Consider the following 22,829-nt stretch of genomic DNA (forward strand, 5'->3'; position numbering starts at 1 on the left):
AGGAAAATATATTAGATAAATGGTGCTTGAATGGATACACGAATTTAATAGAGTAGTGAATGTCTAATAAATAAAGAAGTATTATGGGGGACACCTTGACTAGATTATTTATAAAGGGCAGGTCGATTTACCCGACGTGAAATATAAAAGTGATCAGATTTATATGTACAGAATAAGGGATAAATAAAAAAAGAGCATACATAAAAAGTACGCTCTAAAGAAAGATAGGTTTTATGAGTGGATAATCTCCATACGATAATATATGTTCGGTTGATGTAAATGTGTGAAAAATCAATAAATTATCAATGAAATATCATGAAATGAGTAATCTTAGTCTATTAATAAGGTTTTGTAGTTAACCAAATTGTAAGGATTTTGTATAGAATGGATTAACAACTCGATAATAATCGTACTTCAGTTTCATATTTCGTATAGTTTGGATATTGTGTAATAGTTTGACATTTAGGTGTGGAAAGTTGATTAATTATAGAAACATTTGTAATTACTTCGTTACAAGGACCGAAAAATGTAACTTTTAATTTTGAATTTGGTGGGACTTTGAAAACAATAGGTTTTTTCTCCATGAAATCAGCTCCTATGATGCAGAATTGTATACTGCGTTTTTTCGTTCATATTATAAAGACGTACTAATATAATATGAAATTTTAGTTGAGTTGATAATGATATGGAGTTCTATGGCATGGTGAAAATGTGGAAAATACAGTAAAAACTGAGAATGTTCTATACAATGTATAATCAATATAATAGGTAAAATTAAAAAATAAGTAATTTATCTAATACGCTTTTTTTCTTGCTACATATTATAGTAGTAAGAATTGTATTAGGAGGTAATGAAAGATTGCAAGAAAATGTACAAGCTCAACCTCAGCTTTCACCACCATGGATCACATATTTCAATGAGTTAAAAAATTCAATTGGTGCTGATCCAACAGTTACAGTTGGTCCGCTAATTCCAGTTGGAGGGAATTATATTATTTTAGTGCACGCGTTAAGTGATGAAAAAGCGAGAGCGTTAGCAACGCTCCTAAAATCTTTTGTAGAATTTGGGAATGTAAGTGTAACAGTTATTGTAACTAATAATGAAAATGACATTGTAAATCCACTGCCATGTCCACTAGATGCATTTGAAATTGCCCATTTATTTCAAGTGGCGCTAGAAAATAATCCTTATTTCGAACAAGTTGTTGTACAGCCTCAACTCCCTGGTGGGGCAAATGTTGTCTTTCCTGTTTTTGCTGCACAAGTAATTCAATTTTTTAATGATGATATTTCAAATTTATGTCAAACATTTACTGGTGTTGCTGCAGATGTATTTCATGATGTAATGAACGATGATGTTTGTGGTATCCCAATATTATTCTCCACAAGCTGTGTTCCGAGCAGTGAAAGTGCACAATTACAAAATACAGATTTAACACCAAAACTGTTTTATTAAATTGTGAGAAGACATTTTCATTAATAGAAAATGTCTTTTTCGTATGCATTAACGTTATTTTGTAGAGTTATTGCGGACGATAAACGAGGCTTCCACTGATAAAATTGTTACTGAATCTTATATAGAGTGTAAAGATAGTATTTTTGAATTGAAATATAAAAGAAATGAGAGGTAAATTGTTTTCGTTAATATAGAATAATCACAAAAAATACAGTAAATTAACTTTCATACATATGTTTCATAGTATAAAGAAGATTAATTACAAAAAACGAAGATTAGTAATAGAGAAAATGGTTCTAATATTAGCGCAAAAGATAGATTGATTAACTAATGTTATCTACTGATACATAGTTTTTTTACATGAAATGAATTACATGAAATGAATTACATGTAGAAAACACATTGTTTACACAAGGTTATTGTATAGTTATTCTTATATAATAATAAAAGTGAGGTATTTTGAATTGAAAAAGAAAAAGTTATTTTTAGGAACAATTATTTCATGTGTAGTACTGGCATTATCTGCATGTGGTTCCTCAGACAACGTAGTAACATCAAAAGTAGGAAATGTTACAGAGAAAGAGTTAAGTAAAGAATTAAGACAAAAATATGGGGAAAGTACTTTATACCAAATGGTGTTAAGTAAGGCGTTGCTAGATAAATATAAAGTTTCAGATGAGGAAGCGAAAAAACAAGTTGAAGAAGCAAAAGATAAAATGGGCGACAATTTCAAATCGACTCTAGAGCAACTTGGATTGAAAAATGAAGATGAATTAAAAGAAAAAATGAAGCCAGAAATTGCATTTGAGAAAGCGATTAAAGCGACTGTTACAGAAAAAGATGTAAAAGATAACTATAAACCAGAAATGAAGGTAAGTCACATTTTAGTAAAAGATGAAAAGACTGCTAAAGAAGTGAAAGAGAAAGTAAATAACGGAGAAGATTTTGCGGCTTTAGCGAAGCAATACTCAGAGGATACTGGTTCAAAAGAACAGGGCGGGGAAATAACTGGTTTTGCTCCAGGGCAAACGGTAAAAGAATTTGAGGAAGCTGCATATAAATTAGATGCAGGACAAGTAAGTGAACCAGTAAAAACAACTTACGGTTACCATATTATTAAAGTGACAGATAAAAAAGAATTAAAGCCATTTGATGAAGTAAAAGATTCAATTCGTAAAGAGATAGAACAGCAAAGACTACAAGAGACGACAGGTAAATGGAAACAACAAGTAGTCAATGAATTATTGAAAGATGCTGATATTAAGGTGAATGATAAAGAGTTTAAAAATACATTTGAATTTCTAGAAAAGAAATAATGACTGTAATTAGAAAAGGGAACCTTTAAAGGTTCCCTTTTCTAGTTAGTGTGTGAGTTATAAATAGATAGTAAGACAATACAATATTACATATAAATATTAAGAATTACAATGGAAATTTATGTAATTGTCTTGAAGTAGGTTAATCATAACTTCATAGAATGTTGATATTATAATGTTCGGTTTCATCTCATTAAATATAAAACGAATTAATTAATTTTAGCCCATTATTTGTAGGCAGTAAGATTTGCGTAGGCTAATTATTAGTCAGGAATGAACAAAGCTTGAGTGGATTAAAGTTTCACTTTATAGAAGTGGATAAACATAATTTGCAGAATGAAACATACAATAAGATTGAAATATATTGACGTTAAATGAAGTGAAAAGCAGAGCATTCTATTAAGATGGATGTTCTTTTTCGTATGAAATTTTAAGGTGAAGAATGAATTATTGGATAGATAAATAAATGATGTAGGGGGAGAAAATGTGAAAGTAATTTTTCAAAGAGAAGACGGAGGGAAAATTTTTGAATCGTATGATGAAGATATAAATAACCTATTAGCTATTTTAAAAGAAACGAAAGGGATTAAGATTGGGATGGTTGACTATAAAGTATTAAAATATGAATTAGAGTATTTTCGGAATCCTAAAAAAGCAGTAACGGAGAGGGAGTTACATATAATAGTACAACCGAAATATATTTAATAATTAGAGTGAATTATAAATAAATAAATAAATAAATAAATAAATAAATAAATAGTTTGACGCAGTATGTACGAACAGAGAGTGTTTAAATTGCTCTCTTTTCATAGAAATTTATAAGGAACGAGTTTTGATTCTTTATAAATCTCATAGATTTTTTGAATTTAGGTAGGGATTTTATATTTGGGTAGATAAATGTTCATATAAGTTATTTTTATGTGAATATTGGAGGAGTAAAAATGAGTTTAGCAAGTTATATAGGGTGTAATGTAGAAATTCCATTAACGGATCCAGATTCTAATGATGTAATTGTTTTTGCGCCATGTTTTTCAGATGAAAGTATGCTTGAAATTGTACAAGAGTTTCAATTTCAAACAAGTTACACGTATGAAATTTCAACAATGTGAGGTATTGAACTTGATGAGTGGCAAACAGAAAGGGAGAAGAAGGAAGCTAAAAAAAAGCTAATAGCTTTATGCACGATTATGGAAGGTTATTTAAATGATGGGGACTATTTTGAATTATTCAGTTGTTGGGTTGGTAATGAAGATAAGGAACGATTGGGAGAATTAAAATTAAAAATAAATCATTTTCATATAGATGAGATTCGTATTCCAGAAAGAACACTTGTCAGGATAGAAAAATAAATATAGAAATATAGGTGATTAGAAAAAACGACTTCTCTTTAAGTGAAGTCGTTTTTTAGTTGATACGTGAACTTCCTATTAAATGGGAAAAAGGCTCATTTGATGAAGAAAAAATAAATTCCTTCTCAAAAGAACGTAGGTTCGTGTATAATTAGAACGAATGTTCTTGTATGTGTAGATAGTATACGATTTAGAAATAAAGTGAAAATGTAATTAGTGGGTGTTCATCATCCACTAATTACATTTTCACCAATCGGCTGTTTACGGGGAGTTGATTTTCGACTTACTTTCCTTGTATGTTGTGAATTTTGAGGTGGGAGATTTCCTATCTGTTCATGCGGTGGAAATATGAGCCGAGCAATTATTAAAGAATAATCGAAGCGCAATATGTTTGAAATAGAATGGATAAATAATCGAGGAGATAGAGAAATGAATGATGTAAAGATACAAAGAGCAAAAAGAGAATGGGTTCCATTTACAGTAATGTCGGAACAGTTATTAAGTATGCGAAAGGTTATTGGGGAGAAATGTAAAGTACAAAAACCATTTTTAACAAAAGAAGCAAAAGAGGGAATTTCTGATAAATTATTAATGTCATTATTGTCTGAGAAAGAAATATTGGTGACATATTTTGAAGATGGATACATACTTACAAGCTACATGACAGTTGTACATATAAATCCGCTAAAGCGCATTGTAATGTGTACTGACGCGTTTTATAAAACTTACGTATTTAATACCACGGATATTATTGAAATAGCGTAAAGTAAGCTATGTTAGATGTGAAACAGAAAAAATGAAACGGAAAAGCAGCTAGCTTCATACTAGCTGCTAAGCCCCAGGGAAAGGGAGAAAAAGATAGGGTACTCCAAAAATCAACAATAGCTGTATAACAGCCTGATTATAGTATGGACAAATTAAAAATTCTTAAACAGAACGATGAAAAAATAGGGTTAAGCTGTACCGACTTGGTTTTGATCCGCAAGGTCAGAATCAAACGTATTAGTCGCACTCACACCATTAAAAGTATTAACAACAAAACCAACGTTGGAAGCACCAGATCCATTATAAGCCTTCGTGTTTTCTTTTGGAGAAACGTTATAGAAATCACCTAAATTAAATGAACCGTTACTATTTTGTACAACTAAATTCCCTACAACTGAGGGCATAGTTCTCACCCACTTTACAATCATTTGTTAACACTACTATATGGTCTTATAGTCCAAAGGGTTCATCTAACGAAAATTGCGGAATAATAAAACGTTTGAAGTGTAGCTTAATCCCATAATAAAAGTGTGTTAAACTGAATGTAAGGTTACGTAATTAAAAATGGAAATTGTATAATTATCATATATGAAAACAAAGGAGGCAAAATGTAATGAATAATGTTATAAAAAAAGTAGATTTAACAGATGCAAAGTCAAGTAATCTTGTTGCACTTATTTATAGCAATGAAGTTATATTGGTGGAAGAAGCATTTTGTCCAAAGGAAATAAAATTAAAGTTTAATGAAATTGCAATTTTATCGGCTATTAAAACAGCGCATATAATGAAAGTATCCATTAGAAAAGAGCTTGACGCGTTTTTTCATGACACGGGTGTTTTATTGGTGAAGCATAGTGCTGAGTATGGAAACAGTCAATCTATCACTATGCATTTTGAACAATTTAAAAAGTTACAACATGAGATTGAGTATTTAAGTAAAAGTATGTAATAAGGCAAGATGAAGATTCTTTCATAGAGGTGAACAGTTCTATGTTGAAAAAATGGTTTGAAAATTTTTTAGACGAATCTCACTGTAAACATAAATATAGTTTTATTAAGATGTAGGATATGGTAGAACAGTTATTAGTGGGTAATAAAAATATCGGAAATGTAAAAGTTACTGGTTTTTATAGTGTATGGAGAGAGAAAAATACAAAACAAGGAGTTTTCAAGAGATGATGTATTTGTTGGCAATTCTTCTTCCACCTGTAGCCGTATTATTTTGCGGAAAACCATTTCAAGCAGTAATTAATTTCATATTAACATTAATATTTTGGGTTCCAGGTGTTATTCATGCGATATTAGTTGTACATGATAAAAAAGCAGATCGGCGTTTAAAAAAACAAATTCAAGCATATGATGAAATAAATAAAAAGAACAGAAGATAGCTGAGTTGTGAAATGATTTAAAAAAGAAAGGGGGGACTACCTCCTTTCTTTTTTCATTCTAGTTAAGTTTAAATTTTAGTGTAGCGGTAAGAATTTTTAATATAAGTATTGTGATAATTCGTTTTAGAGTGTGCGTTTAATAAACCGGTGTAAATGTTTTCAGGAACGTTAAAGAAATCATACAGTCCATGCTTTAATTGAATGCGTAAAATCATAGAAAAAGGATTATAGCCAACAGCAACTATAGTTTTGGAAATCACGGGAGATAACTCCATCATTACGCAACTCCTCACTTTTCATTTTTAATAATTTCTTATAGATGTTGAGGTTGTGATGTTGAAATCTTTATAATTAAAGAGGTATTATACTTATATGCAATATATTAAATGTTCGTTATACGTAATTATAAGGAAGTTCACACGAAGTACATATCGTTGTGCTATTTTTATTTCACCTTTGATTTATAAATAAGAAAATATTGACCATTTGAAAAAAAGGTATATTATTTATACGAGGTATTAAAAATTCACTTTTTACATTCTATGCTTAAAGGGGCAGCATTATTAGAAAAATAGAAGTGAAAATACTTTGTATAAGAAGCATTCTAAAATTTATAATCTGTGAATTAGGAAAATATTGAATGCTCCAGGTCAATATACTTTCTTAATTAAATTCATTTTAGAAAGTGACCTCAATATTTTTTAGTAAATCAACGGGAGAATTGAAAGGCAGGAGAAAGTAACATGTCAGAAAATTATCGTTCTCGAGAGGAGCGACGACAAGTTAAAAAGAAAAAACAGCCAGCTTCTAAAACACAAAAACCAAAAGGTAAAACATCATTCTTTCGCAAGTTTTTAATTACTTGTTTATTACTTGGTATTGTTGGTTTAGTGGCGGGGGTTGCTACCTTCTTCGTAATGATTAAGGACGCACCGAAACTTGAGAAAGCAAAACTTGTTAATCCGTTATCCTCAAAAATTTATGATAAAAATGGCGAGTTGGTATATGAATATGGGAAAGAGAAACGGACGAATGTTACGTATGATCAAATTCCTAAATTAGTAGAAAATGCATTTTTAGCAACAGAAGATGCACGATTTTACGAGCATAGCGGAGTAGACTTTAAAGGTACTGCACGTGCTGTTTTGGTGAGTCTTAAAGGAGATTACGGTTCACAAGGTGGAAGTACGATCACGCAGCAAGTTATTAAAAACTACTTCTTATCGATGGAAAAAACATCAAAACGTAAGGTTCAGGAAATTTATTTAGCGTATAAGCTAGAACAACAGTATTCAAAACATGAGATTTTAGAAATGTATTTAAATAAAATTAATTTAGGTAATCGTTCATATGGGATCGCAACAGCAGCACAGAACTACTACGGTAAAGAATTAAAAGAGTTAACTTTACCAGAAGTTGCGATGCTTGCAGGTTTACCAAAAGCACCGAATAACTATGATCCAACGAAGACAGAAAATATTCAAAGAGCAACAGAAAGAAGAAATGTTGTCCTAAAATTGATGAATCGACATGGTTATATTACGAAGGCAGAAATGGAAGAAGCTTCGAAAGTTGAAGTGACAAAGGGACTTAAGACAGCAACGGAACTTCAAACAATGCCGCATACTGCATTTATGGATGCCGTAGTGAAAGAAGTAGAAAAAGAAATACCAGATGTTAATATTGGATCTGATGGCTTAGAAATTTATACAACATTAGACCCGAAAGCACAGGAATTTGCTGATAAGATTTTAAATGAAAATATTATTAATTATCCAAATGATAAATTCCAAGGTGCTTTCACATTTATGGATACGAAAACAGGTGAGATTCGTGCTATAGGTAGTGGTCGCGGTGAAAATAAAGCAGTATTTAAAGGGCATAATATGGCAATTGAATTAGATCGTGCAGCTGGTTCAACTATGAAGCCAATCTATGATTATGGCCCTGCAATTGAATACTTAAAATGGGCTACGTATCATCAAATTGATGACTCTCCATTTAAATATTCAACTGGACAAGAAGTTCGAAATGCGGACAGAAGTCATTTAGGATCAATTACGATGCGTGAAGCGTTAAAAATGTCGCGTAACGTCCCAGCAGTTAAAACTGCAAAAGAAGTAGGGTTTAGTAAGTCGAAGGAGTTCTCTGAGAAATTAGGTATTACACTTAGCTCAACACCGAAAGAATCTACAGCTATTGGTACAAACGAAGTGTCACCAACTGAAATAGCGGGTGCTTATGCGACATTTGGTAATGGTGGTAAGTATGCAAAACCGCATTTTGTTAAGAAAGTAGTTTATCCAGACGGAAAGTCACAAAGTTTTGGACAAAAACCAAAACAAGTTATAGCTGACTCTACAGCATATATGATTACTGATATGCTTCGTTCAGTAGTGACATCAGGTACTGGTACAGCAGCAAATATAAGTTCTTTAGATGTAGCTGGAAAAACAGGTACAACAAACTATGATTCAAAACAATTAGCGAAATTTAACATTCCAGAAAGTGCAACTCGTGATAGTTGGTTTGCAGGTTATACACCGCAGTATACGATGGCAGTATGGACTGGATATATGAAAGATGGTAAAGACGAGTATATTAGTAGTAAAAATACGAAAATTGCACAGTTGATCTTTAAAGCAATGATGAGTCAGTTTGCTACTGACAAATCAAGATTTAAAATGCCAAGTAGTGTAATTCAAGAAGGTAGTGAGCTGCGTATAAAAGGTGAAAAACGTGATTCTTCTCCAAATACGAGCGTACCGGATACGACAGAAAAACCAAAACAAGATCAACAGCAAAAAACTGAAGAAGAGAAAAAGCAAGAAGAATTAAAGAAACAGGAAGAACTGAAAAAACAAGAAGAAGAAAAGAAACAAGAGGAACTTAAGAAGCAAGAAGAACAAAAGAAACTAGAAGAGCAAAAGAAACAAGAAGAAAAGAAACAAAATGAACAAAATAATGGAGGGGGCCAAGGAGATACGACACCTCCAGCAAATAACGGAGGAGGCCAAGGGAATACGACACCTCCAGCAAATAACGGTGGAGGCCAAGGGAATACGACACCTCCAGCAAATAATGGAGGAGGCCAAGGAGATACGACACCTCCAGCAAATAACGGTGGAGGTCAAGGGAATACGACACCTCCAGCAAATAATGGAGGAGGCCAAGGAAATACAACTCCACCAGCGACCACACAACCAGAAACTGGCGGTAATGCAGGAGAGGCCCCTGCTAATAATGGACAATAAGAAAATTTTATAAAAAATATTAAAAAGCACTTAAGATTTGTAAAAATTATAATCTTAAGTGCTTTTTTCTTTTGAATGCAGTAGCTATGAGACAATGTATTTTAAATATTAAAAGTACCATAGAAGTTTTGAAAATAAATTGAAGGAAAATGATAAAAAATTTGAGATTGAGGTAACGGAGGATAAGCGTGGCTTTGAAAGGGGGTACTACTTGGATGTGCACCATGATGCCAAAATGAGGGGGTAATTTGACCGGGAATTTGATAGTGTTGCCAAGTTGCGGGAAGTTCAATACCGACATCAGAACTAGCTGTATGAACGGCGGGAACGTGTATCCCAGGAGCCGAAGGAACTACGGCAGTTACTCTTGATGATACCCACATAAAAATATTCACTCCTAAGTTGCGATAATAAAGTAGTATATTCTTTTCACACATATAAAGGTACAGTTAGATAGGACTTTAGGCTAAAACATACGTATAAAGTTGTAAGACCAATTTAAATTGAAGGTAGACTATTTATTATAAAAAGATACGTCTATTTACGGAGGGAAAAGGAACAAGGAAACAGTAAAATAGAGGTGTTAATTGTAAGATTTTACGTTTTTATGGAGGAATATTTATGGAACGATTATGGACGAAATCATTTATTCAAATGACTTTCGCAATGTTATTCTTATTTACAGCATTTTATTTACTTGTTCCAACGCTCCCACTTTTTATTAAAGAGATAGGTGGCAATGAATCACAAGTCGGACTTATGATGGGAATGTTTACAATAGCGGCAGTTGTAATACGACCGATTATTGGAGGGATGTTGGATCAATATGGTAGAAGATCCTTTATTATTTTGGGACTCATCTTTTTTGGGTTAACGATGTACTCTTATCATTTAGCGACGACTATTGTCCTTTTAGCTGTTTTACGTGTTATTCACGGAGTAACATGGGCTGTTTCTACAACAGCTGTTGGAACAGCGATAACTGATATTATTCCAGATTCACGCCGTGGTGAAGGTATGGGTTGGTATGGAATGGCTATGACGATTGCAATGGCAATCGGCCCAATGATTGGATTATCGGTTGTACAAAATTATTCATTTCACGGCCTTTTCTTATTAGCAACTCTTTTATCCTTTATGGCAGTCTTACTATCGTTAATGACGAAAATGCCATTCACACCACAAAAAGAAAAAGGGAAAATACAACTGTTTGAAAAATCGGTTCTATCCATTACGATAGTTGTATTCTTTTTATCATTTGCATATGGAGGCATTACGACGTTTTTACCGCTATTTGCATCGTCAATTGATGTGAATCCTGGGACATTCTTTCTTGTATATGCAATTGCTTTAACGATTGTAAGGCCAATTTCAGGAAAACTATTAGATAAGTATGGAGAAGTATTTATCATACTTCCGGCACTATGCATTACTGTTATTGCAATAGTTGTATTAACGATTTCAAATGATTTAATAGGTGTAGTTATCGCAGCTACATTATATGGTGTTGGATTCGGTTCAGCACAGCCAGCATTGCAAGCGGCAATGCTTACAATTGTCGATCCGAGTAAAAGAGGAGTTGCGAACGCTTCATTTTTTACAGCGTTTGATTTAGGAATCGGGTTAGGTGCTATTTTACTTGGAGTTGTTTCACAAATGTTTGGTTATCGTATTTTATTTTCAGGGAGTGCAATTTCAGCATTAATAGCCTTAATTATTTTCGTCTTCTTTGTAAAACAACGATTAGGAAAAAAAGAGTTTGCATAAACTGGGGGGAATAAAGATGAGAATTTCAATTGATCGTAAAGCTCTACAATGGTTCCAGGAAGAATTACGTATAAAGCACGGTGAATCTGTACGTTTTACTGTAAGGTACGGAGGGAATAGTTCAATTCAGCCTGGATATTCTTTAGGGATTGTTGCAGAGAAACCAGATGGGGAAATCGTGTCAGTTGAGAAGGAAGGTATTATATTTTTTGTAGATGTTGATGATCTTTGGTATTTTCAAAACTATGATTTATTTGTAAGTTATCATGAGGAAATGGAAGAAATTCAATTTAATTATGCAAAATAATAACTTTATTAAAAATGAATAAGTTTTATATAAAAATTATATTTAAGACATAGTGAAATAAATATCATATAGTAACGAGCTGTATTTATGTACAGCTCGTTTTTTCTATTTCGTAAATAAAATTAGAATAATTGTATATTTGGCGGTGTTATATGGAAAATCTTTATATCTTGTTTTTAAAAATATGCAAAGAAGTCTATTCTTTCTTTATAAAATATAAGAATTATTTTCAAAAAATTGTATTGTTACAGTAAGAAAAGTATAGGAAACTTATCATTATAAAATAAATTGAAATCTTCTAAAAACTCTGATACATTGAAATAGAAATGTAGTTTCACAATATTGTAAAGGCTTACAGTTATGTGCACGAAGATCTATTAGGATTGGAGGAAATAATGATGAAAGCTGAAGAAAAATTTTCCCCGGGATTAGATGGTGTAGTGGCAGCGGAGACGAAGATTTCGTTTCTTGACACAGTGAAAGGTGAAATTGTAATTCAAGGGTATGATTTAATCGAACTCTCAAAAACAAAAGAGTACTTAGACATTGTGCACCTTTTATTGGAAGAACATCTACCGAATGCAGATGAAAAAGCAACACTTGAAAAGAAATTAAAAGAAGAATACGCGGTACCAGAAGGTGTATTCAACGTACTGAAGGCATTACCGAAAGAAACGCACCCTATGGATGGATTGCGTACAGGTGTGTCCGCATTAGCTGGTTACGATAATGATATTGAAAACCGCTCGTTAGAAGTAAACAAAAGCCGCGGATACAAATTATTGAGTAAAGTACCAAACATTGTAGCGAATAGCTATCATATTTTAAATAATGAAGAGCCAATCGAACCACTTAAGGAATTATCATATAGCGCGAATTTCTTCTATATGTTAACAGGTAAAAAACCAACTGAACTTGAGGAGAAGATCTTTGATCGTTCCCTTGTTTTATATAGTGAACATGAAATGCCAAACTCTACATTTACAGCGCGCGTTATTGCATCTACGCAATCCGACTTATATGGTGCTTTAACAGGTGCGGTTGCATCTTTAAAAGGTAGCTTACATGGCGGTGCAAACGAAGCGGTTATGTACATGCTTTTAGAAGCTGGTAATGTTGAAAAGTTTGAAGAGTTATTACAGAAGAAACTATATAACAAAGAAAAAATTATGGGCTTTGGACACCGTGTATATATGAAGAAGATGGATCCAAGAGCTTTAATGATGAAGGAAGCTTTAAAGCAGTTATGTGATGTGAAAGGTGATTATACACTATATGAAATGTGTGAAGCTGGAGAAAAGATTATGGAGAAGGAAAAAGGAATTTATCCGAACCTTGATTATTACGCAGCTCCAGTATATTGGATGCTTGGTATTCCAATTCAACTGTACACACCAATCTTCTTTAGCTCTAGAACAGTAGGACTATGTGCGCACGTTATTGAGCAACATGCCAACAATCGTTTGTTCCGTCCACGTGTAAATTATATTGGCGAGCGACATGTGCTTAGTAAATAAGAACAACTGGGGAGTTGTTAGCACCGCCCGCCAGATGGGTGTTTGACCGACACCCATCATTAATAATAACGAATTTTCGACAGAAAGGGAAGGATAGCATGATTAAAACAAATGAAATTAAACAAAAAGATGCATTATTAGAAGAGATTACGGATTATGTATTAAATAAAGAGGTAACAAGTGCAGAAGCATTCAGTACTGCTCGTTACGTATTACTTGATACACTTGGATGCGGAATTTTAGCATTACAATATCCAGAATGTACGAAATTATTAGGACCAGTTGTACCAGGAACAATCGTGCCAAATGGTACACGTGTACCAGGTACGTCATATGTACTTGATCCAGTGAAAGGTGCATTTAATATCGGATGTATGATCCGTTGGTTAGACTATAACGATACTTGGCTTGCAGCAGAGTGGGGACATCCATCTGATAACTTAGGCGGAATTTTAGCTGTGGCAGATTATATTAGCCGTGTTCGTATTTCAGAAGGAAAAGAACCGTTAAAAGTACGTGAAGTATTAGAAATGATGATTAAAGCACATGAAATTCAAGGTGTACTTGCTTTAGAAAACAGCTTAAACAGAGTTGGTCTTGACCACGTATTATATGTAAAAGTAGCAACAACTGCTGTAGTTGCGAAAATGCTTGGTGGAACACGTGAAGAAATCTTTAATGCATTATCACATGCGTGGATTGATAATTCTAGTCTTCGTACATATCGTCATGCTCCAAATACTGGATCACGTAAATCATGGGCAGCAGGTGACGCGACGAGCCGCGGTGTTCATCTTGCAATGACTGCTCTAAAAGGTGAAATGGGTTACCCTACAGCATTATCTGCACCAGGATGGGGATTCCAAGATGTATTATTCAATAAACAAGAATTAAAATTAGCAAGACCATTAGATTCTTATGTAATGGAAAATGTATTATTTAAAGTTTCATATCCAGCAGAATTCCATGCACAAACAGCTGCAGAATGTGCTGTGAAATTACATCCAGAAATTAAAGGGAAATTAGATGAGATTGACCGTATTACAATTACAACGCACGAATCAGCAATTCGTATTATTGATAAAGAAGGTCCATTAAATAACCCAGCGGATCGTGATCATTGCTTACAATACATTACGGCAATTGGTTTATTAAAAGGGGATATCGTTGCGGATGATTATGAGGATGCAGTAGCAAATGATCCACGTGTAGATGAATTACGTAATAAGATGGTTGTTGTTGAAAACAAACAGTACAGTTTAGATTACCTTGACCCGAACAAGCGCTCAATCGCCAACGCTGTTCAAGTTCATTTCAAAGATGGAACTGTAACAGAAAATGTGGAATGTGAATATCCACTTGGTCACCGTTTCCGTAGAGACGAAGCGATTCCAAAAGTTGTTCAAAAATTCACTGCGAATATGGCAGGTCATTATTCTAATAAGCAACAAGAACAAATTCATGAAGCTTGTTTAAATGAAGAGAAACTAGAAAATATGAATGTAAACGAATTTGTAGATCTATTCTTAATTTAATAATAGGGGGAATCTAGAATGGCTTGGGTTGTGGATAAACAGTCAACACAAGAAGAGCTTGCGAATCGCTTCCGAGCTTTAGTAGAAGCAAATGAAATTTTACAAATTCCAGGTGCTCATGATGCAATGGCAGCTCTTGTTGCGAAAAATACAGGTTTTTCAGCTCTTTATTTATCGGGAGCTGCTTATACTGCAAGTAAAGGGCTACCGGATTTAGGAATCGTAACGTCTACTGAAGTAGCAGAGAGAGCAAGAGATTTAGTAAGAGCTACAGATTTACCTGTTCTTGTTGACATTGATACAGGGTTTGGTGGTGTATTAAATGTAGCGAGAACTGCTGTAGAAATGGTGGAAGCGAAAGTAGCAGCTGTCCAAATTGAAGATCAGCAATTACCAAAGAAATGTGGCCATTTAAATGGTAAGAAACTTGTTACGACAGAAGAATTAGTTCAAAAAATTAAAGCGATTAAAGAAGTTGCACCGAGCTTATATATTGTAGCGCGCACAGATGCTCGTGGTGTAGAAGGATTAGATGAAGCAATTGAAAGAGCGAATGCATATGTAAAAGCAGGTGCAGACGCAATTTTCCCAGAAGCGCTACAATCAGAAGAGGAATTCCGTCTATTTAATAGCAAGGTAAATGCACCTTTATTAGCGAATATGACTGAATTCGGAAAAACACCGTATTATAGTGCAGAGGAATTTGCGAATATGGGCTTCCAAATGGTTATTTATCCTGTAACTTCACTTCGCGTAGCAGCGAAAGCGTATGAGAATGTGTTTACTTTAATTAAGGAAACTGGTTCTCAAAAAGATGCACTTTCTAATATGCAAACGAGAAGTGAGTTATATGAAACAATTTCATATCATGACTTTGAAGAACTAGATACTGGAATTGCAAAAACAGTATTATCAGAGGATCAATAGATAAAACAACTAAGGCGATGAGAATACATCTTTAGCAAGACAAACTGCTTGATGTGAAAATTCATCGCCTTCTGTTTTCAAAAATAAGATATTCCACTCATCGTAGACGAGCATATGTAGTAGCAAGTAAGGCCGAAATGATAGGGGGATTCAGATGGAGAAAACGAAGTTACCGTGGGATGAATTTTTTTCACTTAATAAAGATGTGAATCATGCTTTCTTTACGCCAGAAGATTTTTCAGGAGACGAAGATTTAATCGCAAAAACGACTGAACAATTCGTTAAACAAGAAATTGTTCCACAAATGGAGAATATTGAACAACATAACTATAAAGTTTCTCGTCAATTGTTTGAGAAAGCTGGAGAACTTGGATTATTAAGTATCGAGGTTCCAGAAGAATATGGCGGATTTGAATTAGGAAAGGCAGTTTCAGGGCTTGTAGCAGAAAAAATGGGATACGCTGGTGCATTTAGCGTTTCATTTAATATACACGCAGGTGTAGGTACATTGCCTTACATATATTACGGAACGAAAGAACAAAAAGAAAAATATTTGCCGAAAATTGCATCAGGAGAATGGATTGGGGCTTATGCTTTAACTGAACCAAATGCTGGTTCTGATGCTTTAAGTGCAAAAACGAGTGCAGTATTAAATGAAGATGGTACTGCTTGGAAGTTAAATGGTGAGAAGCAATGGATTACAAATGCTCATATGGCAGATGTATACGTTGTTTTTGCGAAGACAAATAAAGGAATGACAGCGTTTATTGTCGAAAGAACATGTGAAGGGGTATCTATTGGGCTAGAAGAAAAGAAAATGGGGATTAAAGGTTCTTCAACGGCTACCCTTATTTTAGAAGATGTTGTCATACCTGCTGAAAATGTTTTAGGGGAAGTTGGGAAAGGGCATCACGTAGCTCTTAATATTCTTAACTTTGCTAGATTAAAACTTGCCTTTGGAAATATTGGAACAGCAAAGCAAGCAATTGGATTGTCCGTTCAATACGGAAAAGAACGTAAACAGTTTCAAACGGAATTAGTAGACTTTACGATGATTCAAGAGAAAATTGCAAATATGATCATTGCTACATATGGAGCAGAAAGTGCAGCGTATCGTACAGCAGGTGTAATTGATGAAGTGATTCATGAGAGTGATGAGGACCTTATGAAGCAAATGTCGCAATTTGCTATTGAATGTGCACTTAATAAAGTAAATGCTTCTGAAACACTTGGTCATATCGTAGATGAAGCTGTACAAATTCATGGTGGTTACGGTTATATGCAAGAGTATGAAGTAGAACGATTATACCGTGATGCTAGAATTAGTCGTATTTTTGAAGGGACGAACGAAATTAATAGATTAACAGTTGCCAAAATGTTAATGAAGCAAATGGAACAAATTGAAGATACTGAAATAGAGATTGATGTAGAAAATGTCGAAAGAAACCATCGTTACATTTTATTAGCGAAAAAATTGTTGAAACAATCTTTGAAAACGCTCTCTAAAACTCCAGGTTTAAAAATTGATCAAGAGCAAGAATATTCACGTGTATTATCAAATATGTTAACGGACGTGTACGTCATGGAATCAGCATTTTTACGTACGAGTAAAGCAATTAGTAAAAATAGTGCAGAAAAAGAGCGTACGAAACAAATGATAACTGACGTTATTTGTGAAGAAGGTTATCGCAAAGTAGAAGAATCAGCGATTTCTATACTTTCCGCGGCTATTACAGAAGAACAAGATAGACACGTGATTTTAACTGAAATTCGTCAATTATTAGTGCCTTTATACACGAACGTATTTACAAAAAAGAGAGAAATTGCGAAAGCTATTATAAATCGCGGAAAGTATATTGTGTAAATAGGAGGAAAGCGATATGAAAAAGATTGGTTTTATCGGTTTAGGTAACATGGGTCTTCCAATGTCTAAAAATTTAGTTAAATCAAGTTACACAGTATATGGTGTGGATTTAAATAAAAATGCTGAAGCTTCCTTTGAAAAAGAAGGAGGAATTATTGGCTTATCAATCTCAAAATTAGCAGAAACATGCGATGTGATTTTTACAAGTTTACCTTCACCTCGTGCTGTTGAAGCGGTATATTTTGGCGAAGAAGGATTATTTGAAAATAGTCATTCGAATGTAGTTTTAATTGATACAAGTACTGTATCTCCACAGTTAAACAAACAGTTAGAGGAAGCGGCAAAAGAAAAGAAAGTAGACTTTTTAGCAGCCCCTGTAAGTGGTGGGGTAATTGGAGCCGAAAACCGTACATTAACATTTATGGTCGGTGGATCAAAAGAGGTATATGAAAAAACGGAATCTATCATGGGTGTATTAGGTGCAAACATCTTCCATGTTAGTGAGCAAATTGATAGTGGTACAACTGTTAAATTAATTAATAACCTATTAATAGGTTTTTATACAGCTGGTGTAAGTGAAGCATTAACATTAGCGAAAAAGAACAATATGGATTTGGATAAAATGTTTGATATTTTAAATGTAAGTTACGGCCAAAGTAGAATTTATGAGCGCAATTATAAAAGTTTTATTGCATCAGAAAACTACGAGCCAGGTTTTACTGTAAATTTATTAAAGAAAGATTTGGGGTTTGCAGTAGATTTAGCGAAAGAAAGTGAACTTCACTTACCAGTAAGCGAAATGCTATTAAATGTATATGAAGAAGCAAGTGAAGCTGGGTATGGTGAAAACGATATGGCTGCTTTATATAAGAAAGTTAGTGAACAATTAATTTCTAATTAAAAATAATAGATTTATAAACATCATAAAAAAGGAGAGAATATAATGATTACAACTGAAATTAAACGAGTAAAAAATCATATTAATGGTGAGTGGGTAGAATCTACTGGTACAGAAGTAGAAGCAGTTCCAAATCCGGCGACTGGAAAAATTATCGCTTACGTTCCGCTATCTCCGAAAGAAGATGTTGAAAAAGCTGTTGAAGCGGCAAAAGCAGCATACGAAACATGGTCTAAAGTACCAGTTCCGAATCGTTCAAGACAATTGTATAAATATTTACAGCTTTTACAAGAAAACAAGGAAGAACTTGCAAAAATCATTACGCTAGAAAATGGTAAAACATTAACGGATGCAACTGGTGAAGTACAACGTGGTATTGAAGCAGTAGAACTTGCAACATCTACTCCAAATTTAATGATGGGACAAGCACTTCCGAATATTGCAAGCGGCATTGATGGATCAATTTGGCGCTACCCAATTGGAGTTGTTGCTGGAATTACGCCGTTTAACTTCCCGATGATGATTCCATTATGGATGTTCCCGCTTGCAATTGCTTGTGGTAATACATTCGTATTAAAAACATCTGAAAGAACACCACTTTTAGCAGAGCGACTTGTAGAGTTATTCTATGAAGCTGGTTTTCCAAAAGGCGTATTAAATTTAGTACAAGGCGGAAAAGATGTTGTAAATAGCATTTTAGAAAATAAAGATATTCAAGCTGTTTCGTTCGTTGGTTCTGAGCCGGTAGCTCGTTACGTATATGAAACAGGTACGAAACATGGGAAACGTGTACAAGCGTTAGCTGGTGCGAAAAACCATGCGATTGTTATGCCAGATTGCAATCTTGAGAAAACGGTACAAGGTGTAATTGGATCTGCATTTGCAAGTAGTGGAGAGCGCTGCATGGCATGTTCAGTAGTAGCAGTAGTTGATGAAATTGCAGATGAGTTCATCGACGTACTAGTAGCAGAGACGAAGAAGTTAAAAGTAGGTGACGGTTTCCACGAAGATAATTATGTTGGACCATTAATTCGTGAGTCTCATAAAGAACGCGTATTGGGCTATATTAACAGCGGTGTAGCAGATGGAGCTACTTTATTAGTAGATGGCCGTAAAATTAAGGAAGAAGTTGGAGAAGGTTACTTTGTAGGTGCGACAATCTTTGACGGTGTAAATCAAGAAATGAAAATTTGGCAAGATGAGATTTTTGCTCCAGTATTAAGCATTGTACGTGTTAAAGATTTAGAAGAAGGTATTAAACTAACAAATCAATCTAAATTTGCAAATGGAGCGGTTATTTATACATCAAGCGGTAAACATGCACAAACATTCCGTGATAACATCGATGCGGGCATGATCGGTGTAAACGTAAACGTTCCAGCACCAATGGCATTCTTCGCATTCGCAGGAAATAAAGCTTCATTCTTTGGTGATTTAGGTACAAATGGTACAGATGGCGTTCAATTCTATACACGTAAAAAAGTTGTAACTGAGCGCTGGTTTTAATATAAAGTAGACAGCCAAATCAGTTGTTAAAAGAAAACCACCACTATGAATAGTGGTGGTTTTCTTCTTGTTAATTGCTTTTTTCAAAAGCGAGTTTAATACCAAAACCAATTAAGACAATTCCTGTTAACCCTTGAATATAACGTTGTGTCTTCGGTTTTTTCATAAAAGCACTAATTTTATCAATTAAAAATATATAAAAAGCGAACCAAATAACTGTTAAAACTAGGTAAGTAAGGCCCATTATAAGAAGTTGGATAAACGTATTATGATTTGGATTTAAAAATTGCGGTAAAAATGTTAAAAAGAAGACTGCGATTTTAGGGTTTAATAAATTTGTAAGAAACCCTTGGCGAAAGCAAGAAGTATTCTCGTTTGCGTTATTCAAAGATATATCGTTCGTATTGACGCCTTCTTTATTTCTTACTGCTAAAAGAGCTTTAATACCAATATAAATTAAATATAGAGCTCCAACGTACTTGAAAATAGAAAATAAAAGAGCTGACTTTACAATAAGTGCGGAAAGTCCGATTACTGCTGCTAAAGTATGAATCAATAGTGCAACACATGTACCGAACACTGTTTTCACCCCGCCTACCTTACCAGCAACTAATGTGTTTTTCGTAGCCATTGCAGTATCAGGACCAGGTAAAATAATAAGACAAATAGACATAATGATGAAAAGAAAATAATTTTCAATCATAGTCGCTCCTCCTTCTTTTATTTTTAGAATATTTAATTAAAAATAGTGTAGCACATAATTCGATTTAATAAAATTAAATTTTATTAAAATTTATTAAATAGGAAAAAGGCTATATAGGCGTGTAATTATACGACTATATAGCCTCAATTTAATCCCGTATGAAAGGGCGATTGCTTCTACTAATAATAAGAGGGAGATAAACCCTACTTATTAAATTCTCACTTTACGCATTAAGTAAGTTAAAGAACCGGTTTACATCTTCTTCTGAAACATCACTTAACTGCTTATATTTATAATTTGGATTTTGGTCTTTATCAACGACAACAGATCGTACTCCTTCAAAGAAATCTTCATGTCTCATGAAGTTTTTAGCAAGTACAAGGTCAGTAGCGAAACATTCTTCAACGGACTTATTTTGTCCATCAATAAACTGTTTTAATGTTACTTTTAGTGAAATAGGAGATTTTGATAATAACGTTTCTTTCGCTTTTAAAGAAAAGGAACTTTGATCTTTCTCTAATGAATGAATAATTTCTTCAATTGTATCGAATGCAAAATGTGAATTAATTTCTTCTAATGAAGGAGCAAGCTCGCTTTCTAATGTTGGAGCAGTTGCAAATGTACGAATGACTTCTTTTAAATGAGTATGTACATCATCTTCTTTAGACCAATTTACACTTTCCAGTTCAGTAAGGAAATTTGGTAATGAATCAGATGCAATAAAATAATCAGCAGCGTTTATAAATAATACGTCAGAAGCTTTTAAAATAGATGCTGTTAAAGCGACATAGCGGCCGGCATACCCTGGAGCTTTATTTAAGAAATAAGCAGCACCGACGTCTGGGAAGAAGCCAATATTCATCTCTGGCATTGCCCATTTCGTACGCTCAGTTACAATTCTGTATTTCGCACCATTTGTAAGACCGACACCACCACCCATTACAATTCCATCTAAACAAGCGATAATCGGTTTTTTATATTGATAAATATATGTATCAATTTCATACTCTTCTTCAAAGAAACGTTCCGCATGCTGCAATGCAGCTTCATTTGAACGTGCTTCATAAAGAGTTTTAATGTCGCCACCTGCACAAAAACCTTTTGTGCCAGCTCCTTTTAATACGATAAGCGCAATTCGCTCATCATGTTCCCACTCTTTCAGTTTTTGCCCAATTGGTTGCAACATGTCATAAGATAAAGAATTAAGTGCTTTTGGGCGGTTTAAAGTAATTGATGCAACGCCGTTTTCGCTAACAGAAAATAAAACGTGTTCAGTCATAATTCATCCTCCCTTACATATCTTCTTATTCTTAATTCTTTATACGTACTGAAATGTCCTTTATAAATTTTGTCTAAAGTTGGCGGTATATGTTAATTTATCCACTGCATATTTTGACGAGTTATATTTGCAGGATTTTGGAGGTTGAAAATGAATATTACAACATTACTGTAATTGTAATTATTTGAAGTTACCATGATAAACACGCTATTATATATGTGTAAATTGTACATAATCACTTCGAAAAGAGTATTTGAAGTGATTAAAATGAAAGAAAAATTGCTTTTCATTAGAAATAGAGAAAGGAGAAATCGGAATGCCAGTACCTTTACTATTGTCGGTGATTATTTTGTCTTCTTTAATGATAGGGATAACGCAATATTTTCATCATACAGATACGACAGAGGAAGTGAAGGATAAAGTACGACTTGTATTTCCGATTTTTATCATATCTATTTCTTTTTGCATTTTATTAAATAAAGATGGGTACATTGTTGCAGTATTTTCATTTTTTGTAGCGATTGTTTTCATTACAGTTTTATATTATGTAATGAAAGAATTTATCCAAAAATAAAGATGTCATATGAGACATTTTTATTTTTGGAAAGAATAAAATTTCACATACCGTATTATATGTGAAATTAAAAAAACATATCGCAATAGAAAAGTATGTACTTTACCGTGTATTTACTTGTCAATCTTGCATAGCCAATATACTATTAATAGTGTAGAGATTAGAAAAAGGGGTTGTATCTATTATGAAATTTGAGATGCACACAAAAATTATTTCAAATGAAAAAGAAGTAAGATTACATATAGAAGAAAACATATTTCAATTAAAATTGGATGGTTATCACTTATTTACAGTTCAAGAAATATTACCTTTATATAAATCAAATGAAGAAAGAATCGGTAGTGCAATGATACAAAAGTTAGAATGGGAGAACGGAAAAACTACAATAAACTATCAACTTGTATCACTAAATTCAGTAAATTAA

General features: G+C 33.6%; 24 protein-coding genes. 18 read left to right on the forward strand and 6 right to left on the reverse strand.

The features are described from left to right. Window positions 1-389: 389 nt before the first annotated feature. On the reverse strand, window positions 390-584 hold the full coding sequence (locus PQF83_RS05955; protein ID WP_000412567.1) for a hypothetical protein: 195 nt from the start codon (window positions 582-584) through the stop codon (window positions 390-392). Between the two features lie 275 nt (window positions 585-859). Here PQF83_RS05955 and PQF83_RS05960 point away from each other — a divergent pair, with 275 nt between their 5' ends. The 5 genes from PQF83_RS05960 to PQF83_RS05980 all read left to right on the forward strand — a co-directional run bounded on the left by PQF83_RS05960 (window position 860) and on the right by PQF83_RS05980 (window position 4,886). Beyond that, complete coding sequence (locus PQF83_RS05960; protein WP_001157704.1) at window positions 860-1,456, forward strand: hypothetical protein; 597 nt, start codon at window positions 860-862, stop codon at window positions 1,454-1,456. Window positions 1,457-1,920: 464 nt separating this feature from the next. Further along, complete coding sequence (locus PQF83_RS05965) at window positions 1,921-2,772, forward strand: peptidylprolyl isomerase PrsA (protein WP_000727488.1); 852 nt, start codon at window positions 1,921-1,923, stop codon at window positions 2,770-2,772. 486 nt (window positions 2,773-3,258) lie between these two features. Next, the gene (locus PQF83_RS05970; protein WP_000864284.1) at window positions 3,259-3,477 is read left to right on the forward strand and encodes a hypothetical protein; all 219 of its coding nucleotides are present in this window, start codon (window positions 3,259-3,261) and stop codon (window positions 3,475-3,477) included. 236 nt (window positions 3,478-3,713) lie between these two features. Continuing rightward, window positions 3,714-3,881 carry a hypothetical protein gene (locus tag PQF83_RS05975; protein ID WP_000050501.1) on the forward strand — a complete coding sequence of 56 codons (168 nt, stop codon included), beginning with the start codon at window positions 3,714-3,716 and terminating at the stop codon, window positions 3,879-3,881. 669 nt (window positions 3,882-4,550) lie between these two features. Beyond that, complete coding sequence (locus PQF83_RS05980) at window positions 4,551-4,886, forward strand: YolD-like family protein (protein ID WP_001000610.1); 336 nt, start codon at window positions 4,551-4,553, stop codon at window positions 4,884-4,886. Window positions 4,887-5,074: 188 nt separating this feature from the next. Here the strand turns inward: PQF83_RS05980 and gerPF are convergent, their stop codons facing one another. Further along, complete coding sequence (gerPF, locus tag PQF83_RS05985; RefSeq protein WP_001141565.1) at window positions 5,075-5,290, reverse strand: spore germination protein GerPF; 216 nt, start codon at window positions 5,288-5,290, stop codon at window positions 5,075-5,077. Between the two features lie 209 nt (window positions 5,291-5,499). On the opposite strand from gerPF, the gene PQF83_RS05990 reads away from it, so the two are divergent. Together PQF83_RS05990 and PQF83_RS05995 are read left to right on the forward strand one after the other, a co-directional pair. Continuing rightward, on the forward strand, window positions 5,500-5,835 hold the full coding sequence (locus PQF83_RS05990; protein WP_001066866.1) for a hypothetical protein: 336 nt from the start codon (window positions 5,500-5,502) through the stop codon (window positions 5,833-5,835). 226 nt (window positions 5,836-6,061) lie between these two features. Next, a complete protein-coding gene (locus PQF83_RS05995) occupies window positions 6,062-6,274 on the forward strand; it encodes a YqaE/Pmp3 family membrane protein (protein WP_000990231.1) in 213 nt (70 codons plus the stop codon). A 68-nt stretch (window positions 6,275-6,342) separates the two neighbouring features. Here the strand turns inward: PQF83_RS05995 and PQF83_RS06000 are convergent, their stop codons facing one another. Next, window positions 6,343-6,552 carry a KTSC domain-containing protein gene (locus PQF83_RS06000; protein ID WP_002163658.1) on the reverse strand — a complete coding sequence of 70 codons (210 nt, stop codon included), beginning with the start codon at window positions 6,550-6,552 and terminating at the stop codon, window positions 6,343-6,345. A 465-nt stretch (window positions 6,553-7,017) separates the two neighbouring features. Between PQF83_RS06000 and PQF83_RS06005 the strand changes: the two genes are divergently transcribed. Continuing rightward, entirely contained in the window at window positions 7,018-9,528 is a 2,511-nt protein-coding gene (locus tag PQF83_RS06005) for a PBP1A family penicillin-binding protein (RefSeq protein ID WP_048519959.1), read from the forward strand. Window positions 9,529-9,629: 101 nt separating this feature from the next. Here the strand turns inward: PQF83_RS06005 and PQF83_RS06010 are convergent, their stop codons facing one another. After that, complete coding sequence (locus PQF83_RS06010; RefSeq protein ID WP_000270175.1) at window positions 9,630-9,911, reverse strand: hypothetical protein; 282 nt, start codon at window positions 9,909-9,911, stop codon at window positions 9,630-9,632. A gap of 238 nt (window positions 9,912-10,149) precedes the next feature. Here PQF83_RS06010 and PQF83_RS06015 point away from each other — a divergent pair, with 238 nt between their 5' ends. From PQF83_RS06015 to PQF83_RS06050, 8 genes are all read left to right on the forward strand, one after another. Continuing rightward, complete coding sequence (locus PQF83_RS06015) at window positions 10,150-11,295, forward strand: MFS transporter (protein WP_000440648.1); 1,146 nt, start codon at window positions 10,150-10,152, stop codon at window positions 11,293-11,295. A gap of 16 nt (window positions 11,296-11,311) precedes the next feature. After that, complete coding sequence (locus PQF83_RS06020) at window positions 11,312-11,602, forward strand: HesB/YadR/YfhF family protein (RefSeq protein WP_001222845.1); 291 nt, start codon at window positions 11,312-11,314, stop codon at window positions 11,600-11,602. Window positions 11,603-11,997: 395 nt separating this feature from the next. Beyond that, a complete protein-coding gene (mmgD, locus tag PQF83_RS06025; RefSeq protein ID WP_001997427.1) occupies window positions 11,998-13,119 on the forward strand; it encodes a citrate synthase in 1,122 nt (373 codons plus the stop codon). Window positions 13,120-13,217: 98 nt separating this feature from the next. Next, entirely contained in the window at window positions 13,218-14,654 is a 1,437-nt protein-coding gene (prpD, locus tag PQF83_RS06030; protein ID WP_000598130.1) for a 2-methylcitrate dehydratase, read from the forward strand. 18 nt (window positions 14,655-14,672) lie between these two features. Then, a complete protein-coding gene (gene prpB, locus PQF83_RS06035; protein ID WP_000312630.1) occupies window positions 14,673-15,581 on the forward strand; it encodes a methylisocitrate lyase in 909 nt (302 codons plus the stop codon). 154 nt (window positions 15,582-15,735) lie between these two features. Continuing rightward, window positions 15,736-17,445: an acyl-CoA dehydrogenase family protein gene (locus PQF83_RS06040; RefSeq protein ID WP_000416028.1), complete on the forward strand. Its 1,710-nt coding sequence runs from the start codon at window positions 15,736-15,738 to the stop codon at window positions 17,443-17,445. Between the two features lie 16 nt (window positions 17,446-17,461). Next, a complete protein-coding gene (locus tag PQF83_RS06045) occupies window positions 17,462-18,346 on the forward strand; it encodes an NAD(P)-dependent oxidoreductase (RefSeq protein WP_000719435.1) in 885 nt (294 codons plus the stop codon). A gap of 42 nt (window positions 18,347-18,388) precedes the next feature. Further along, the gene (locus PQF83_RS06050) at window positions 18,389-19,849 is read left to right on the forward strand and encodes a CoA-acylating methylmalonate-semialdehyde dehydrogenase (RefSeq protein WP_000633358.1); all 1,461 of its coding nucleotides are present in this window, start codon (window positions 18,389-18,391) and stop codon (window positions 19,847-19,849) included. A gap of 70 nt (window positions 19,850-19,919) precedes the next feature. On the opposite strand, the gene PQF83_RS06055 is transcribed toward PQF83_RS06050, so the two are convergent. Both PQF83_RS06055 and PQF83_RS06060 read right to left on the reverse strand, forming a co-directional pair. Then, entirely contained in the window at window positions 19,920-20,552 is a 633-nt protein-coding gene (locus tag PQF83_RS06055) for a LysE family translocator (protein WP_000572339.1), read from the reverse strand. A 223-nt stretch (window positions 20,553-20,775) separates the two neighbouring features. Then, window positions 20,776-21,831, reverse strand: a complete 1,056-nt coding sequence (locus tag PQF83_RS06060) for an enoyl-CoA hydratase/isomerase family protein (RefSeq protein WP_000134902.1) — start codon at window positions 21,829-21,831, stop codon at window positions 20,776-20,778. 316 nt (window positions 21,832-22,147) lie between these two features. Here PQF83_RS06060 and PQF83_RS06065 point away from each other — a divergent pair, with 316 nt between their 5' ends. Both PQF83_RS06065 and PQF83_RS06070 read left to right on the forward strand, forming a co-directional pair. Next, entirely contained in the window at window positions 22,148-22,405 is a 258-nt protein-coding gene (locus tag PQF83_RS06065) for a hypothetical protein (protein WP_001145041.1), read from the forward strand. Between the two features lie 184 nt (window positions 22,406-22,589). Then, window positions 22,590-22,829: a DUF2584 domain-containing protein gene (locus PQF83_RS06070; protein ID WP_000667348.1), complete on the forward strand. Its 240-nt coding sequence runs from the start codon at window positions 22,590-22,592 to the stop codon at window positions 22,827-22,829.

The organism is Bacillus sp. FF-1 (assembly GCF_028548245.1).
Taxonomy (GTDB): domain Bacteria; phylum Bacillota; class Bacilli; order Bacillales; family Bacillaceae_G; genus Bacillus_A; species Bacillus_A paranthracis.

Bases quoted from the DNA above. Each gene is read 5' to 3' on its own strand.
- PQF83_RS05955 (WP_000412567.1), bottom strand. From the start codon at position 584: ATGGAGAAAAAACCTATTGTTTTCAAAGTCCCACCAAATTCAAAATTA.
- PQF83_RS05975 (WP_000050501.1), top strand. From the start codon at position 3,714: ATGAGTTTAGCAAGTTATATAGGGTGTAATGTAGAAATTCCATTAACG.
- PQF83_RS05980 (WP_001000610.1), top strand. From the start codon at position 4,551: ATGAATGATGTAAAGATACAAAGAGCAAAAAGAGAATGGGTTCCATTT.
- gerPF (WP_001141565.1), bottom strand. From the start codon at position 5,290: ATGCCCTCAGTTGTAGGGAATTTAGTTGTACAAAATAGTAACGGTTCA.
- PQF83_RS05990 (WP_001066866.1), top strand. From the start codon at position 5,500: ATGAATAATGTTATAAAAAAAGTAGATTTAACAGATGCAAAGTCAAGT.
- PQF83_RS05995 (WP_000990231.1), top strand. From the start codon at position 6,062: ATGATGTATTTGTTGGCAATTCTTCTTCCACCTGTAGCCGTATTATTT.
- PQF83_RS06000 (WP_002163658.1), bottom strand. From the start codon at position 6,552: ATGATGGAGTTATCTCCCGTGATTTCCAAAACTATAGTTGCTGTTGGC.
- PQF83_RS06005 (WP_048519959.1), top strand. From the start codon at position 7,018: ATGTCAGAAAATTATCGTTCTCGAGAGGAGCGACGACAAGTTAAAAAG.
- PQF83_RS06010 (WP_000270175.1), bottom strand. From the start codon at position 9,911: ATGTGGGTATCATCAAGAGTAACTGCCGTAGTTCCTTCGGCTCCTGGG.
- PQF83_RS06015 (WP_000440648.1), top strand. From the start codon at position 10,150: ATGGAACGATTATGGACGAAATCATTTATTCAAATGACTTTCGCAATG.
- PQF83_RS06020 (WP_001222845.1), top strand. From the start codon at position 11,312: ATGAGAATTTCAATTGATCGTAAAGCTCTACAATGGTTCCAGGAAGAA.
- mmgD (WP_001997427.1), top strand. From the start codon at position 11,998: ATGATGAAAGCTGAAGAAAAATTTTCCCCGGGATTAGATGGTGTAGTG.
- prpD (WP_000598130.1), top strand. From the start codon at position 13,218: ATGATTAAAACAAATGAAATTAAACAAAAAGATGCATTATTAGAAGAG.
- prpB (WP_000312630.1), top strand. From the start codon at position 14,673: ATGGCTTGGGTTGTGGATAAACAGTCAACACAAGAAGAGCTTGCGAAT.
- PQF83_RS06040 (WP_000416028.1), top strand. From the start codon at position 15,736: ATGGAGAAAACGAAGTTACCGTGGGATGAATTTTTTTCACTTAATAAA.
- PQF83_RS06045 (WP_000719435.1), top strand. From the start codon at position 17,462: ATGAAAAAGATTGGTTTTATCGGTTTAGGTAACATGGGTCTTCCAATG.
- PQF83_RS06050 (WP_000633358.1), top strand. From the start codon at position 18,389: ATGATTACAACTGAAATTAAACGAGTAAAAAATCATATTAATGGTGAG.
- PQF83_RS06055 (WP_000572339.1), bottom strand. From the start codon at position 20,552: ATGATTGAAAATTATTTTCTTTTCATCATTATGTCTATTTGTCTTATT.
- PQF83_RS06060 (WP_000134902.1), bottom strand. From the start codon at position 21,831: ATGACTGAACACGTTTTATTTTCTGTTAGCGAAAACGGCGTTGCATCA.
- PQF83_RS06065 (WP_001145041.1), top strand. From the start codon at position 22,148: ATGCCAGTACCTTTACTATTGTCGGTGATTATTTTGTCTTCTTTAATG.
- PQF83_RS06070 (WP_000667348.1), top strand. From the start codon at position 22,590: ATGAAATTTGAGATGCACACAAAAATTATTTCAAATGAAAAAGAAGTA.